The sequence below is a fragment of the Permianibacter aggregans genome, assembly GCF_009756665.1.
In the GTDB taxonomy this organism is placed as follows: Bacteria; Pseudomonadota; Gammaproteobacteria; order Enterobacterales; family Permianibacteraceae; genus Permianibacter; species Permianibacter aggregans.
Window position 1 is genome coordinate 2019006 of the sequence record NZ_CP037953.1, and the last position, 18847, is coordinate 2037852.

1 protein-coding gene (running past one end of the window) is annotated in these 18847 nt (G+C 53.5%); it reads right to left on the reverse strand.

Going from position 1 to position 18847, the window contains the following annotated elements:
• On the reverse strand, nucleotides 1-18847 hold the 3' portion of the coding sequence (locus E2H98_RS09160) for an Ig-like domain-containing protein (RefSeq protein ID WP_133592238.1). Its footprint extends 21668 nt past the window's final position; the window shows 18847 of its 40515 coding nt (coding positions 21669-40515); its start codon lies beyond the right edge, outside the window; the stop codon is at nucleotides 1-3.

An 18847-nucleotide genomic window follows, 5' to 3' on the forward strand; every position in this document is an offset into this window, starting at 1 on the left:
TTACTCCGGATTACCCTCACCTGCGCGACCTTCCGGCTTTTGAGAAGGTGGGCGCAAAACTTCATTGCGCATATCGGCTGATGCGCCGTTGACGATATTGATGTTGTCCAGGAAGTGAACACCAACAAACGGTGTGCCAACTGATGGCTCTTCCGTTGTCCAAACCCAGGCGCCCGAATCATACACGTGCTTCAGCTGATTGATTGATTCGTTTGCCTCATTTTGATTGAAAATCACCCAGTAATCGGAAGCATCTTGTACTGGCGTAAACTCAATACTGGAAGTAACGCTTACTGGTACTGAGGCCTGCAATTGAATGTAGCCATTCGGACCGCACCATTCATCAAAGCAGCCCCCATAAAACTCCAGCCTATAGCGTCCTGACTCGAGTGAAATAATCGCAGGTAATGACTCTTCGGAAACAAGCGTTTCACCACACTCACCACAGTCTCCAAGCTGGTAGATGTTGACTTGCCATCCGCCTTCGTAGTCGTTCAAATCGGTGAGCGAAATTTCGGTGGTCTCAGTCACCAGAATTTCTGAGCTGAAGTTCGTGGTTTCGTCATAGCGGAATTCATGAACAAGTCGACTATCAGTTTCTGCCCCAGAGAAGTAGTATTCTTCGCTGTTGTAATTTTCCACGTAATTGACGACGCCAGAGCTCACCGTGGCGATTGGCGTGCCATTGATTGGACTGATTAATCCCGCGTTGTCAATGGTCAGCGTTGCGCTGCTCATATCACTTGTAGCGACATACACAGTGCCAGCGCCACCGCTTTCACCGCCGGAGCCAGATGCCGCTTGCAACGACCCAGTAAATGTTGAAGTGTCACCAATTACTGCAACGCGCCCACCACCGCCCGCAATCAAACTTTCGTCCGTCGCACTACCGCCGTTGGCTATCACTTGGCCATTGCCGTCTAGGTTGGCCTCTATGCGCACACTACCACCGGCGCCACCGCCCACACCCGTCTCATTCGAACCAAAGCCCGAGGCTTCAATGGTGCCGTACAAAACGACATTGGCTGCAGTGATGTTTACGACACCACCACCGTTACCTGGGTAATCATTCTGTTCAGCAATGATGACGGATGGTTTGAATTGGAATGGCTGTGGTTTCCAACTCCCACCTCCTTCGCCTTCTCCGTCATCGTTTCCATAAATCACGACCCCGCCCGTGCCGGCCGTGTTGGCTTTGGCATAGCTTCCATAAGTGCAGCTATCGGAGGACTCACCCAAACCGCCGCCTCGAACACCCCCGTGACAACCAACTGAGCCGTAGACCTGTTCACGATTCCAGAACTCGTTGTAATAAAACTCGTGGTCATAACCTTTCGGGTAACCTCGACCACTGACATCAATGTAGGCGTTTTCTCTGACAATGACGTCACCTTCCGCTTGCAGCGAAAGCGGGAATAGCGTCCGAGAGTCCGTGTCGGCATAACGACCGGAGATGCGACCAAAATGTACACCACTGGCTTCTACAATGATGTCCAAATTGGACACAACGGAATTCGTTTCCAGTTGGCCGCCCGATATCAGCACATCATCTGCCGTCATCGATCGAACTCGCAACATTCCGCCTGCATTTAGCGTCGCGGTTTGGCCAACGGAAAGCGAACCACTTATATCAACGGTGCCTGCGGCAACATCGAAATGCTCAACGTCGACGTTGCCCTCAAAGCGAACCGCTCCGTTGTTCAAGTTCAATGTTAGGTTCTGCGTTGTGTAATTGCCGCTTACCGTCATTGAGCCGCCATTGATCAACGGCAACAGCGACTCAAATGAACGGTTCGAACGAACGGCGCCGGAGATAACAGAGTTCGCGACATCACTCACCCGTACTTCATCTGAACCAAAATCTACTGAAGCACCTTCTTGGACGCGTAGCACATTGAAGTCGTGCACGCCTTCGTACTGCCACCCCTCATTGGTTACCGGATTCGATTGCTCTGGCACGACGATATCAAACGAATCACCAGCATTGGCAATAATGCGATACAGCGGCGCGTCCGGGTTATTCTTGTTCAGCGTGACATGTCTTCCGACTAAGCTCTGATAGGGATTTTCTGCACTTTGCTGCCAACTATCTCTGATCAATAGGTCTTGGTTACTACTGATTGTCAGTCTGTAGTTTCCGAAATAGCTTCCATCTGGATTTACGAGAAGTCTGGCGCTCTCGATCGGGAAGTAGTAGCCGCCGAAAACCAAAACATAGTGGCCTGGTTGCAACGTAATATTCGACGGGCTAGTTGACCAGTATGCTTTCGTATCAGAAAGGATCGGAGACTGATCGCTGGTCGGCATTGCCGATGGCGATGTGAGGCTGAACAAGTACAGTGTGCGGTAGTACAGCTGAGAGCCTATCGCCAAATCGTTGATACTGACGTTTGTATTCGGATTAACAACAGTGAACCGCTGAACAATCACGTCCGTTGCATTCAACATGCCCTCGTAACGAATTTCGTTCGTCGAAGAGGTGGCTTGACTTACACGTATCCGCCAAGTTGTGTCGGTCAGTTGCTCGCTGCCTAATACCTCACCAGTGCCAACTGACACCAGTGACGTGCTGCCTTCCGGTGCATTTACATCACCATTCCGAACCAGGAAATTGATGCTTTCCCCTGCGGCTTGAAGTGCGACCGTTCCCGCTCCAGAGGGAATACCGAGCTCACCGGCCTTCGCTTGTACATTGTCGACAACACTGACATCGATGTCATTCTGTTTTACGGTTTGGCCGTGAATAGCGACTCTTCCGCCTGCGCCCGCATTGCCGCCATTGTTGCCGTCACCACCATTCGCCCGAATGGATGCCGTGGCAGCAATCTCTACGTTGGCGTCCGCTTCCAGCCAAATGCTACCGCCTGCGGCACCATTGACGCCATGATCACCATCGCTGTGAACTGCACCTGCCAACAGCATCGAGTCAGCTGTGACATGAATCGCCCCACCACCGTATGCGCGTTCACCAGAATTCGCCGTGCCGCCCGAACCGGAATATTGCGGCCGTAAGTAATCGCCGTAAACACAGTTACCACTTACCTGGGCCGAGCCGCCATGGCAGCCTAACCAACTACCACGACGAGGACTGAAGCCGTCAGGGTAACCTCTGCCGGACATAACAATATTGGCGGCCTCATCAAGCAACAACCGGCCACCGATCGTCACCCTTAGTGGCTCTGGATTCACCGGTGTGTTCAAGTCGGCAGGTTTAACCGGCGCCACACCACTCAGCGTGCCGGCATACAAATCCAGGTCACCGGTAATATTCAGATGCGGGGTAACGATATCGCCATAGCTTTGTAGCGATGCAAACGTAGCGCCCTGCGTGAAATTCAGCTCACCGGCAGTCAGTTGTACCTCATCGGCAGAGATGGCTTGCGCAAACTGGAAGCCGCCCAATCCAAGGTCGTAAGCTCCACTTGGCAAAGCGTTAATGTTGTCGAGGTGCACCATCAAGCCCAGACGTGCCAGCTCAAATGCTCGTGAATCCAGAGCGTTGTGGGTAATGATTGAGGTGCGGTCCGACGTGGAGTTTTCCGGCTCCTGTACATTCAGTAGCTCGTCGCCAAAATCGACTTTCGCGTTCCCACCAATGTGCAGACGGCGTAGGTTAATCAAACCGACAAACGCGGTGTCCGACAACGTTGACAAGTCAATGCTGGCGTCAGTGGTATCAATCACGACGCTATCTGCCGTGTTCGAGACAATTGGATAAGACCGGGTTTCACCATTCACCGACAACTGCAGCGCGGCATTGTCCAGACCCTCACCAGCAAGTGCCGTGTTCGGTACCCAACGATTCGCTGTTTTGAGCTCTACCGGGTTGGTTGATGACAGATCCCACTGATACATACCTTTGCTGGTATTCGTTGTGGTCTTGCTCTTTGCATTGGCCTCACTGTAGTGATTTGCACCCATCGTGAACAAATACTCTCCAGGCGCCAGTTCTCGCGTGTATTGACCTTCACCAGTGCCTGTCCAAAGCGATTGGTTATTGCCCAAGTCGATTAAGTACATCCTTGGGTTAAATGTGCCTTCAAACTCCGAGACCTGCCAAGTCAAGCTGGTGGTTTCGGTCACCGTCAAGCGATAGTGATCGATTGTTTGACTTTCCAAGTAACGACGAAGGTTAAACCTTGTGCCGGTATGTTCGTAGGCGTTGGCCAGCAAACGCCATTGTGATGAGCCTTCGCTTACCCGGATGGCCTGTGTAATCACGCCCTTGCCAACACGAGCCAACGATGTGCTGCCAACAGCCTGAACACCACCATTGTGGATATACAAATCCCCAAATTGATTCGGTGCTTTGAACCAGGCCGTACCGGCACCAGCATTATGGGTTTCGCTGTTAGCTTTACCGGCCGCAACATTGACGTCGTGCGAGAAGGCATCGTGCTCTGCATAGACTGCGATACGGCCACCGGCACCACTTGGATAATTGCTATAAGAGGTGTCGGCACCACGAACGGACAACCTACCTGCCCCGCTTAACTCACTCGCGTCAATACGAATGCTTCCACCTGATGCGCCATTACGAGTCTTGTTAACAGCGTCAGCGGTAATCGCGCCGTCCAGCAAAACATTTGCGGCGGTGATCTGGACTTTGCCGCCCGCGGAATTCGAATAGTAGGCGTAAGAACCGAATGCGCTTGCATCAGTGAAATTACCAACCGTACACACTTTATTCCATTGGTTGCCACCATGGCAGCCTTGGGTTAACGCAGGTCCAACGCGATTGGGCCACGATGTGCTGGAGTAGCCTTTGCCATTCACATTCAATTCGGAATCCGCCGAAATACTCAGCTGTCCCTGCACATTCATCGACAATGCATACTCGGCTGAATTGGTCGAAGCCGGTACCGTCCAGACCGCGCCATTCAAACTCAGGTTACCGGCAATGGTTGCACTCGCGATCTCGATGTTGCTGTTGCTGCCGCCGTTGACGGTCAAATTTGCCGCGGTTACTGAAGGAGCAAACCATTGGGTGTTGTTACCGACCGTGATATCGCCGTTCACCACCAACGCGTTGGCGAAACGGAAACGTCCATTACCCAACTGCACACATGGCGCGCTGTTACAGTTGAAGGTGAGCTCACTGTTGAACTCCAAACCACCATTGTTGATATCAGCCGCATTCAACGATGACAACTCAACCGGTTGATCAATGCGCACCGTGGCGCCGGCTGCCCCCATCGCCGTTACCAGTTCCGCATCCCATTCTGAAATGTTCACCGCCGCTGACGAGGCAAAACTTGAACCAGCCACATCATCAATCACTAGTCGATCGGCACCCAAATCCAGGGTGACATTGCTGCCGAGATGGACGCGCTCAAAACGATGAACACCCACGTAACTGGCGCCGCCCAGATTGATGCCACTGAGCACACCATTGACATCTTCAACGGTAGCTTGATCTCGACTGTTGGCGACGATGCGAACCAGTTTTTCACTCTGGTTCTCAGGTTTGATGGCCAGCCACATACCCGCCAAAGATTGGCCGCGATAATCGAGTGCCGACCATGGCGAATTGGTCGTGAAAGCATTCGGAGCAGTCGCGCGAATGCGAACGGGTTTGCCCGCCATACGATCGGTACGGACTGCAACGGCCTCAGCAACGGTACAAACCTCATCACAGATCACGACAACATAGTTGCCAGCAGGCAAAGTTCGATTATTGGATCCGGCTGCAGCTAGACTGATATTGGCTACTGCATCAGCAGTATCCAGTACGCCATCATCACGGAAAACATGAAGACGTTGTCTATCTGCCACACCAGCATTACGGAAGTTGAAGGTTTGTGATTGCGGATTGGCAAACTTGAACATTGCCACGCCATTGGCATTTAGCTGACCTACGAAGCCGGTTTCCTTTGATGTCGCTTGAACGGAAGTAATCTGGTACTTGCCACCGCCCAAGGCAGTCACGGTTTCAATCGTTCCGCGACCAATATCGGTCAAACGAGTTTTCGATGCGTTGCTGCCGCTAACAGCGCTGATATGTAACGTTGGCTCAGAGCCATTGACTCTGCTGATCGCAGTACCAGATCCGGCGTTATAGTTCGATGCGCCGGACGTACGAAGTTGCAGGTTATGGATAGCTGACGCATTGATGGCGTTCACCGACACCCGACCACCACCACCGTAATAAGTCGCGCTGACGTTAATTAAACCATTGTTGCCACTGGACGGTTGGGTATTGAGCGTATCGGTATTTATATTGACGCTACCACCAGCACCGTAGTTCGCTGACGCATCAATGCTTCCGTAGAGGGTGAATTCTTCTGCATTGATGATCACCACACCACCGCCGCCATTGCCACTCGATTGAGAGCCGCTACCGGCAACGGTTGGATTTAGATAATCACCGTAAGCACAATCGATGCTAGTGCTGTAGATGCCGCCATGACAATTATTCATCGTGCTGTCGGCAAATACACCGCCGACGTTGTCAATGTACCCACGACCACGCGCATTAATTCTTGTACCAATCGGCAGGTGCAGATGGCCACCAACATTCAATAACAATCGGCCAGGTTGATACAGGTTGGGCTCACTAGCGGGCAGTTCGATGACAGCACTATCGGTCAGCAAAGCGTCGCCACTTATTTCAAAAGTGTAGCCGCGCATAGTGGAGCCTGACAACGACACATGATCTGCAACAACATTACGTGCCGCAATCGTTCCTCCAGCACTAGCGCTAATGCTGGAGGCTTGAATACGGTTATCGACGCTAAAGTCTACCTGCTGCACTGTGATCGAATTCGCAATGACTGATTCAGCAACACTCAACCGCGCCGGTTGCAGCAGATTGATATTGGCAATGTTTGGCAAGCGTTGCAGGCGCAGGTTGATACCACGTTCCAGCAAGGCTGACAGCGTGGCTTCATCAAGCGTGCCGGCGCGCAAATCATGGCCGGACTCAATTTGAATGTCATCCAGGGAATTAATCCGCAGAACGCTCTGACCGAAGTCCACAGACGCCAAGCCAGAAACATTCAATCCTGTCAGAACCTGTAGTCCAGCAAGTTGTTGGCCGACAGCTGACTGATCAAGCACTTCATGCGTTTCGATAATGAATTCGTGCTCATCGTTTTCAACTATCGTGGCGTCGATGGCGCCAATGCTGACCATGGCATCCTTCAAACCAGACCCCACGGCAGCAGAGGAGCGTTCGAACGTTGCTTGGTACTGCAACGAGACCGGATGACCCGCAGTAATTTCCAACTCAAACGGACTGCTGGTGTTCTGCGTCGACGTGCGTGCGCGTGCTTGAGCATCTGTCAGGTTGTCGCCGTAGACCAGCAGATAACGTCCAGCGGATAAAACCCATCCATCCTGTACCGTAGAACCGCTCAAATTCGCAACCAGGCGCCGAATGCTGTCATCGCTGTTCAACTCGTACACCCACAGGCGCACGACGTTATAGCGAAGCAGGTCCTGACGCTTGAAGCGTACGTGCTGAGTAACCTCTGTACTCAGAATCGCTTCTTCTACTTGATATGGGTTGATGTATCCAATCCATGGCAGCGCCGTTCCTTGCGATGTGATTGTCGCTGGTTTGATGCGATACCGGCCCGGCTGACCATTGACCGCAGCCTCTACCGTTTGCACCGACTCCACCGTCGATAACAGGTTCAACCGATCCAATGCGGTACCGTACAGAGGACCCGCTTTGGCTTGGCCGTTTTGCGATGTGTTGGAAACACTCAGGAAGCTTTCCTGCGCATGCGCGAAGAACACGGTACCGGCGCTAGAATAGGTTGTGTAGTAACCACGTTCACCGGCGTCCGCAATGAACCGTCCTTGATACTCGGAACGGTCACCACGTACCGCAATACGACCACCCGCGCCAGCGTACCCATAGTGATAGCCGTTGCCGCCTCGGGCGCTGATTTCACCGCTGCCGATTAGCTGAGCGGTCACGATATTGATTGAGCCCCCTGCACCAACTGGTTCATAGGAGTAGGATTGTTGTGTGGTCGCACCGTCGGCGCGAATATTTCCGTGCAACGTCAGACTATTGGCAGAAAGTCGTACAACTCCACCGCCTGCAGCGTAACGGCCGCCTGAACCAGCAAATTGCGGATCCCGATAATCGCCGTAACCACACATCCGATGACGATTCGCCGCACTACCGCCATGGCAACCCGACCGGCTGTGCGGATAATCATTGCTGTTGGACACCTGTACACCAGGCCATACATAGCTCGCGCCATACCCCTTGCCTGTGACATCGATTTTTGCATCGGTTTCGACCAAGGCGTTGCCGGCGATTTCTAGCTGCAAACGTATCGGCATACTGGTGGCGGCAGGAACGGTGAACGACGAGCTATCTCGAAGCTCCAGATCACCGGCGACGAACACACCTTCGGCAACGTTCCAGACAATACTGCCGCCTTCTTCGACACGCAGTAGGCCGCCTACGTTGACACGGCGAGCATTGACTGTGAATGTCGTACCACGCACCACCAAATCCGTACCAATCGTCAGCTCATCAACCGTGATTGACGAATATTCGCCGCCATCTCCAGCACGGACCAATACATCACCGGAAGTAATCAAATCGAAACGTGTGTTGTTTTCACCGGTTATCGTTGCGCCCTGAATCAACGCACGATTGATCGCGGTGTCTTGCGCCAACTGCACTTGACCTTCATAGGTTGTCAGGTCGGCAGAAGTAACCGTCAGCGTAGCGCTGGCGTCAAAACCTGCCAGCAACGCCGTAACAGTGATCTCACCTGCGCTGTTCAGCGCGTATAAACCTGCCCCCTGCGACACCGCCACCGTGTTGTCAGCACTGGTAAAACTTGTGCCGAACGTTGCCGCATTGACGTTGATTTCGTAATCACGGCCATTGTAAGACAGCGTCGCCAAGGCGTTGAACTGTACCGTCTCACTGGCTAGCGGCACCGTGATGCTTACCGGATCCATACGCAGCGATTGCATCAAGCTGACATCAATACCGACGCTGTTGGCGTCATTCGGATCAAATCCACTGGCCACTTCAATACCATCCGGCACGCCATCGTTGTCGGAATCTGCCGAGCGTGGGTTGGTACCGAGCTGCACTTCTGAACCGTCATTGATACCGTCTTCGTCTGTGTCGGCGACCAGCGGATTGGTACCCAGATCGATCTCTTGAGCGTTACTCAACCCATCACCGTCGGTATCCGCGCTGGCATCGTTGACGGTTGGATTCAAACCGTTGTTGATTTCAATCGCGTTGCTCAGGCCATCAAGGTCGTAATCGCCCTCAGGTGAAAGCACCAAGTACTGCAGCTCATTTCCAATGCGAATTTGTGAGCCACCGTAGCGACCGTTTGCCTGCACGGTGACTAAGCGGTGGGATTCTTCCTGGTCCAGTGTAGGCAGGACAAATTGGCGTTGCTCCCATGAAATCGCTTGGGCGACATCATCGATCGATATTTCGCCATGGGTGATCGACGCATACGTCCAACCACTGGACAATGTGGCCTCAAACACCTGCTGACTACCAGACAAGGCATAGAGTGGGTTGGGGACGTTCAGCAATGCCTGAGCGCCATAAATATAAGCGGACTCTTTCGGTACCGGTACATCGCCCTCGGCGACACCGCGCAGACCACTATTCTGGGTACGCACATAGAAATACGCGTTTAACGTTCCGACCGGTTCGAAGCGGAAGAAAACGCGATCATCCTGTACCCGATAAGTACCGGTGCTCGCGTTAGACCATCCATACAGGTGTACGGTAAATGGCGAAACCTCGTTGTCTATCCACTGTACCGGCTCAGAGAATTTCACCTCGAATTCAAACGTCTCGGCGTTAGTAGCCTTGTGCAATGTGACACTTTGCATCAACGGCGCCAGCTTCAAGAACGACAGCGTTTTATTGGCGGCGAACGAGGTTTCCAGCAAGCTCGGCGTTGAACCGGTCAGGCTGACCGTGACGTCCTCAACAGCGCCAGCCGTTACCTTCGTCGTAGCGCGGCCGCCTGACAGATTCAGCGCCCTCGTTGTGGAACCATCGACCATGCCAGTACCCGATGCCAACAAATGCACCTGAATATTGGCGTTACCGATGGAACCATCACCGCGACGAGAGGTGGTGGCAAGGTTGCCATAACGGTCAACCAGTTTGACTTCCAATGTCGCCGCATCACCCAGTTCGAGTTTGTCCGCGTAGCCGCCACTGGCGTTGTCGAAGCAAGTCGATGTGCTGCCATCTGCGCAATCGAAATCGACAACGAAACGCTCGCCAATCCGTGACAAGACGTTGACGTTGATGCTCGATACATTGTTCTGCGGTGCGGTGTTCGGGTTGCCGTCGTGATCGTAACTGAATTTGAAGTTGCCACCGGAGATGTTCTGCAAGGAGAACGGGTACGTACCGGCCTTGGTTGTGGAGATCATCGGCACTACGGCTTCGCCATTTTTGACGTTAACGCGGATACGTTTGGTGTTGCCAATCGTATCGACACTGATATGGCTGCCACTCAGGATCTGGAAACCCGGCTCCGCCAACAATACTTCCACGAAATAATCGCCGTTGCGCACTTCATTGTCGCCGGCGTCATAGCCTTTTATCCGTAGCTCAAAGCTTTCGCCAGCCTCGACAGGCGCTACATGACTGTAGTGCATCCGACTGGCCGGGCCGGACAGTACGTCAATGGTGCGCGTGACATTCAGATACGGGAAGTCTGCCACTGTCGCCTTGACGCGATAGCTACCGGTTTGCACTTGTGCAGCCCAAGCCAAACGACTGAAGCCTTGATCGTCCGTTTGCTCACGCGCCGAGAACACCGGTTGATTATTCAGCGTGTTCTCAATCACCCAGTCAATCGCCAGTTGCGGAACAGCGAGCGCCGCCTCATCCACTACACGGGTTTGCAGATACGCGATGTGACCTGCTTGGACCTGCGCCAGGTTGACGCTAGCGTCCTGATTGGCGTCAAACCGAATGTCGTTAGGTTTGCGTGTCAGCGGAATACTGAATTCTGACGACTCTGCTGACTGACCCAAGCCATCAGTAACCACCAACTTGAATTTCGAGGACGTCAAACCACTATCGATGTCCGGCGTACTCATGGTAAAGCGAATGCAATAGGTGCATCCCGAGGCGTAAACAGGTCGCGCAATTTCCACCGCTGAACCGGAGCTGACATCGACAACGGAAATAGTCACTTGGCCTGGACCACCATCGTCTACATTGGCGAAACCATTGACGGTAATCGGCAGCGCGCTGTTGTAGAAGCCAAAGCTTGGTAACTGCGCCGACAACACATTCGGCGTCGGTAGGCGATCACGGCGAACCAGAATGGTGTGCTCTACTGTTGGGCTGACTTGGCCTGCAGTATCTATCGCGCGAACCCGTAGCGTTTCGTATTGATCATCATTTAACCGCTCACGAACATCGACAAGCGCTCGGGTTACCGACGCGTTCTTCTGCCCTGTCAGCGTTTCAACATAATCAATGCCGTTCCAGTTGAAAATGACTTGACTGATGCCGGCATCATCATTGACCTGGGCGGTGACGTTGAAACTCGACAACTCACGAACCACCGTGATCGGATTAATCAGCGAAGTTTGTGGTGGAGCATCGCCGATGATTTCGGCGCTGATAAACGTTTGTCCGGCATTGCCGGCGCGGTCATAAACTGTGGCGTGATAATTCAGCACACCTGCTTGAGCTGTTTGAGTTTCGCGGAATGCCAACGATGAAACCGATTCGGATGCTGCAACCAGCTTGCTGCCGCGATACAGCTCGATGCGAGCAATGCCGCTGTCAACATCGGCACCTTGCACATTAATGGTAAACGGCTGACCGGCAACGAACTTTCCGTTAACCATGACCGAGTCGGTGATCGTCGCATTGACCACCGGCGGTTGTTGATCTTGATAGCGCTGCAGTTCGTGCACTGCGGACTCGGAAATGTTGCCGACATCGTCAATCGCACGCGCTTTGATTTGATGTGCACCAGCCGTTAAAGACAGATTGCTCTGATATGGCGCTGCTTTTCGCACTGCGGCCAAACGCCAGGCAGTTTGTCCTTGCTCGCGGAGATAAAACTCGACGCGCTCGATTGGACGTGTCGAGTCTTCGATTGAAGCATTGATTGACAATGGCGTCGGTAAATAGGAGGTGCTGGCTGCCGTAACGGCAACACTGAAAGCATTCGCTGGCAACTCGTCACTGCGCACCGAAATAAAACGCGGCGTTGCGGAGTGAATCGAGCCGTCGACGGATTGCACTTCCGCATCAAGCCGTAGGTTTTGTCCATTGGCCAATTCATACGGCAAGGTGTATTGCAGCAAGAACGGCGCGTGCTCGGCAAAATAGACCGTTTCTCCGTTGATCCGATAGCGGACTGCGCTGACACCGTGGCTGTCGAATGGCTTAGCACGCAACACCTCGCCATGTTTCAGCGATACTGAATCGGTCAGGTCAACGGCTGGATTGGGCTGACGCAAATTGGCGGGCAACTGAATCACTTCATAGCCAACATCCAATAGCGCGACAAACAAGCGGTCGTGCTCCGCCGCCAGGCCTTTGATGGGTTTATTGCTGGTCCAGACTGTTGCAGGTGACTGCCACTGGCCGTCGCGCAGATTCAGCACGTGGATTTCGTTATTGTTGAAACCAATGAAGGCGAGGTCGCCACTACGGGTCATGGCAACCGGAGCTGCCGGCGTTTCGAGCAGATGATTCAGGGAACCGTCAATGCTGCGGACAACAATGCCTTGAGCGGTGCTGATCAGTATCCGATCACCCGAATGAATCATGTGCAGCGGACGCGAACCAAGCTGCCCGACCGCGGTGTAATGAATACCCGTGTCAACGCTGACACGACCCCACTCGCCATTTTCCAGTGCCAGCACCAGCTGGTTTCCAGCCTGTGCCATAGCGACTATGTGTTGATCATTGCTGACGGACAACTCATAGCGCTTCGCTGTGTCACGATCATAGGCATGCAGCTGGTTAGCGAAGCTGGCAAATACCCAACGCTCACCGGAAGAAAGCTCTGTGAACGCTTTTCCAGTCAGCAGTGTCGACACGGTGTTTTTGCCATCCACACTGACCGCAATGACCCGTTGTGTCTCCTGCTGAGTCATTTGTCGCGACAGGGTGCTGTTGGCAACACGATCAACGGTGGCCGAGTACGGCGATGGGAACACCGATTCTTGCCACTCACCGTTGGCATTGATCTGAGCAGTTACCGCACCAAGGTGTGATGCCGCGACACTAACGCGACCGTCGCGCAACGAAATGCCCTTGACCAAACCACCGGCAATCGCCGAGCGGTAACGACTTTGGACTTCACCAAGTGACAGAGAAATGGCAGCAACTTGACCGGTTTGCTCGCCCAGATAGAGTTTGCCGGCGGCCAAAACGGCATTGGCTTTGGTGCTTATCGACTTCCATTTGCCGCGAATCAACGGTTGATACGGTGAACGCAAATCGACAATGCCGATACCTTGTTCACTGAGGTGGAGCAAGTGACCATTCAGGTAGACAAGCTGTGTTGCCGACCACGGCGTTTGCAGTTGACCAACCAGTGCAACATGATTGTAGACACGGGTTTCACCGCCGGCAGTGTGTACAGCAAAGTGATGTGCATCAATGACACTAACGCCATTGATGTACGCGAGCGGAATGCTTCGTTTCAATGTACCGAACCGGTCATAAACGCGTAAACCACTCGCGTTGACGGCCAGGACAAAATCACCCCACGAAGTCAACGAGCTGACGCCGCTGAAGTTCTTGCTTTCGCGGTTGTGTAGTTCCGGACCTTGGCGTTGGTAACGCACCAGATCGCCGTTCTCTACGGCATACAGGACGTTATTCAATTCTGCCAGCTGACTCACTACGCGTTGGCTTGCTGCCAAGCGCGCGATGATCGCATCTTGATCAGGCGCATAAAGCAGAATCTCACCGGTCTCTGTGCCCAACCACAGACCACTGCCAGCATGAGTCAGAGCACTGATGCGGTGATCAAAGGTTTTCGTCAATGCACGGAACGAATGATGCAGCTGGTTATCTTCGCTGTACCATATGCCATCGAGATCAGCGACAGCCAAATCGTAATCAACACCAACTGCCGGCGCCGACAACTCGATAAACGCGCGCACAGGAATCGAGCGGGACAAGGTTTTGACGTCACCATTGCTCCATTCGGCTCTAGCGATCACCTCTATCTGCTCCACTTGCGCTGGTACCAGGAATTCTCCACCTGCATCAATTACCACCGGCACGCCATTGGCGCTAACGGTAACTTCGGTATGTACAGCCTGGTTGGCATCGACAGCAATGGTGGCATATGTGCCGGTCAATAACTCATCTGGCAAAGTACGCCAATTCATTGCCGTGGCGGCGCGATCCAGGATGCGGATGGTGCGCTCGGTTTGTTTGTAGCGGAACTGATCACCGGCGTAAACGCGCTGCACTAAGGTGTATGGAGTGGTGCCGTCAACTTGCGGTGCAGTCCACTCGATAACGCCAGATGGATCACGGGAAACCAGTCGCGCTTTTTCCTGACCATCACCGGAAACCAAACGTAAATCGACATACTTCAACGAGTCGCCATTGACGCTGGCGTCGAATTGCACCGTGAAGCGTTCTCCCTCCGAAACGGCAGCGTTTTCCGCTGGCGCTATCCAGCGCGCGTCAATGCCGGTGTCGTTGTTGGCAACAATCGTTAGGGTATCTGTGAGTACCGTGTTTTGCTGGTCTTGCGCCGCCAATGTGGCATCACCGACTTCGCCAATGCGCACCCACGTCCACCAATCGTTGAGCGAGCTTTCACTGGCTTGCACGACATCAGCGAACAGCAATATTGGTTGTGTGTAACGACCACTCGCGTCCGCTTGCAGGCGTAGTGGCACATCAGCCAACGCGGTGACTTCGGACAAGCTAGGTACGCGTCGTAATAGCGCACTGTGATTGCTGCTAACGACTGGCAAATCTATCTGTTGTTCGATGTCACGATGTGAAGCAACACTGACGTTAATCGGGGTACTGACATCAGCATAACGAACCGCATAAGCCGGGCCTTCGCTAGTCCACAGTGGCTGATATGGCGTCATACCGGCTGTATCGCGAATGCGAACCGCTGTGGCACCCAAGCTCGTGGACTCACCGCTTAGCTTGATCAGGTAGTGGAAAGGATTGGTTGTCCAATTGACTTGTGCCTGCTGCGCCCCTTGTGCAGGTGCCAATGCGAGCGATGTCACGGTCCAGCCATTGCTCGACAATCCTGACAAGAACAATTTTCCAACACCGGTCGTCAAATGGGGCCGCTCGCTCGGTAGCACACCAACCACCTGACCTGTCTCGATGACCAGCCAAGCAATTTGCCCATTGAGCTGAACCCGCGCGTAACTGAGTTCGCCATCGTGGACAACCGCTTCAATCACAGCCGGCAAGCTGATGTTTTCGTTCGGAATCAGGCTGCCATTGGCTTCAATGGTGTATCGGCTTAACTGATTGCCTTTCCACAGCAAGACCTGATCGATATCGACGCTGACATAGTCTGCAAGCAATGGCGTGCTGGACAGTAAGCGTAGCGTCGGAATCGCTTCGGCTAGTGCCAGTTCATACACCAGTAATTCACTGCCGGTCAGAACCGCAATTCGGCCGTGACTTGAGACGATTTGTTTAATTGCTGCCGGAGCTGCAACGCCGGCAACCAAACTGTTGTGCCTCCAATTCAGCGCTGAGAGGAAAGCTCCGTTGCGCACAAAGGCGTAGTCACCAGCGGCACCAACAAGATCACCGTTCAATGTTACCCGTGACGCGGCAGCAAAGCTTTCGCCAGCAATTGCCCAAACTACTAACCGATTTGTGCCATTGCTTTGTTCAGCACCAACCAAAGCCGAGCCGGAGAAGTGCAGTGCTGTTAAGCGCGCGTTTTCTACCGAGTGCAGGACGCCAGCGTTGCTGCGCAGTCGATAGCCACTTGCCGTGGGTTCCGCCCAAACGATTTCGTTCGTGCTGGACGACGGGATAGCGAGCGGCGTCAAATGCTGGTCTATATAGACCGGCGCTTGATAGATAAGGCTTTCCGATTGGAAATAGGCGCGTTTGTTCAGCGACTTGCTGCTGGTGCGCTGATGGCCGCTTAGATCACTCAGGCTGGCCTCAACATTGACGACACCAGAATCCGATTGCAACGTCGTATGACGCCAGACGCCATCTATTGCAGACTCCCGCAATGTCGTCTGGTTATCTTTTAATACCGCCTTGCTGAGTGGCGACGCATCGTCCATTCCTTCCGGCAACTGGCTGCGCCAAATAAGCTTGCCACCTGCCAACACCGTATCCGCAGGAATCGTTGTGATCGATGCATCCGCAGCAATGCCGGTGTCAGGCTCGATCTGGATCAGCCGGCTAGCTTCGCGCCCCGCACCATCCGTTACCCGCAACGACGCCAGCGTCGATTCGCTCACCTCAGGTAAAGTGATCGGCACGATAAAGTCTTTCGTGGTCGAGACACTGCCATGAGTCCAAACTGGACTGATGCTGGCCTCACCATTGATGTCCAGATACAGATTCAGTTGCGCAACATGGCTGGCACTTAACGCCACTTCCAGCGTCGACTTGGCCGGGAAACGTGCACCAGATATTGGTGTAGCAATCGTAATGTGAGGAATTGCGGATTCCGCATCAATAATTTCCAAACCAAGGATCGCCGCTTCACTTTCATTGCCTGCACTGTCGCGAGCGACAAATTGCACCTGCAGATGGCCAATATCTTGAGGCGTGAAACTGAAACGGTTTGGTGTAGCCAAATCGCCCACTGGAACACCGTTGACCGAAGCATTGACAGCAACCACTTGCTTGTTATCGAAACTGCGCAGTTCGATCGCGACAGGCTTGCCTTGTTCTGCGCTACTACCATTTGCCGGGGAAATCACTCTTACTGACGGCTTTTGTGTATCGGGATGCAGCGTAAAGCTGTCGTCGCGACTCAACAGACCTGACTGAGCATAGGGTGCATACAAAGACACCGGCACCAACTGATTGGGCACCGTTTCCAAATCCGGCGCCATGAACTCGGTTTCAAGCGCGATATGGTTAGCGGCAATGGTTCGGATCGAGGCCGGGTACCAGCGCCCCAGGACACGAAGCTTGGCATCAGCTGCACGCACCAAACTGGTTTCACCCTGAATTTCATAACCCACTTTGATAAGGCTACGTTCTTCTGGTGATTCCGGTTGTACCAGCAAAGCGCTGAGCTGCAACTGCGGTTCTTGTACCAACAGGCTGTAATGGACCGTGCGCTGATTACCGGCACTATCATAGGCCGACAACTGCAATAGCATTTGTTCGTTGTCGGCTTCGGCCAGAACATCGAAGTAAGCGGTGTTACCGGTGCTGATTTTCTCGCTGCTGTAACTAACGCCATTGTTGCTCGACTGGCGCAAACCATAGCGAATGCCATGGCTGGCGGTCATGTGATCGATCGCAGTCGGATGCAGGCGATAAGTTCTACCGCGCAGCACCGGCTCCAACTGCTGCAGAGGCTGACCATCTTTAAGCAGTTGTAATTGTTCCGGTGCAAGGGTGTCGCGCGTGCGGAACGCGTGTTGATACGTACCGCTAGTGATGTTTGAACCAATCGCGACATTGCCAGCAGCATCGCGAATATTTTCCAACGTCAGGCGATATTCACTGTCACTGTGTTGAACGACGCCGTCCTTCAGGCGGTACCGTAGAACCTTGCTGCCGTTATCCAGTAGATATTGCGTTGACACATCGTTGGCGCTCGCGCTGCCATCGAGCGCCAAACGCTCAACACTGGCGTCTACCAACACTCGCTCGCTGAACGAAAGCTCGACGCCCAGCGCAGCATCCAGTAGCGTAGCCTTCGTCAACTTCGGTGCCGTGTCGTCAATGGCCACTAATGCTGAACCGAAGATTACGGACTCGCTCGTTGACGAACGAACCAGCGCGATCTGGACATTAGCGCCTGGCACCACCGCCAGACTTTCAAACTGGAATTCGCCAGCACCTGCAAGATTCCAGGTTTTGCGAACACCAGCCAGACGATTTTCAGCCGTGACGGATTGTCCATCCAGCAACCAATGCACATCGACATCACCGCTCAGGCCTGTGGCACGAATGGTGATCGTATCGCCACCACTATCACTGACAAACGAAGCGCCTTTGCTGTTCGAGGATTCCAGCGATTGCCAAACAATCGCTGGTGTTACCGCGATGGCCGCTGGGTAGTAGCTATTTTGATTTACAGCCTGGATAGACAAGCCGTGCAAGCCGACCTCGTTAAGGGAGGCGGTAAAATGCAACTCGGTACCGGCGATATTGGCTTGCAATTGTGGCTGACTGATTGTGGCTGAGCCGATCTGCAGCTGAGTTATCGTCTGTAAGCCTTCACCTTCAATGACAAACGTATTGGTCTGCGATTGACGAACCAAGCTGGGCTGAATGCGAGAAACGATTGGTTCGACGACACTGAAATCCGTGATCGCTGACCAGATCATCGGTTGATCCATTTGCACCGAGGCGCCTTTCACTGCATTTTCCGGCGCACCGATCAATTCAACAGCGTATTCCTGACCTGCCTCAAACGGAGTACGGGCATCAATCTGGAATTCCAGTTGATTGCCGATCACGCGACTGGTGCCAGCCATCACAGCGTTATCGGACAGGCGAATGACCGCGAGCTGAGTGCTCTCCCATCCCGTTGCCACGGTGTCAAACATCAGTTTGCTAGTTGCGCTGCGCAGGCTGACACGAGGCTGCAAACGTGTAAGGTTTGGCAACGGAATTCTGGCGTTAGCGTACTGCCCTGAACCCCACTCCAACAGATCGTGATCAAAGCGCAGCTCGGCTGGCATAACGTTG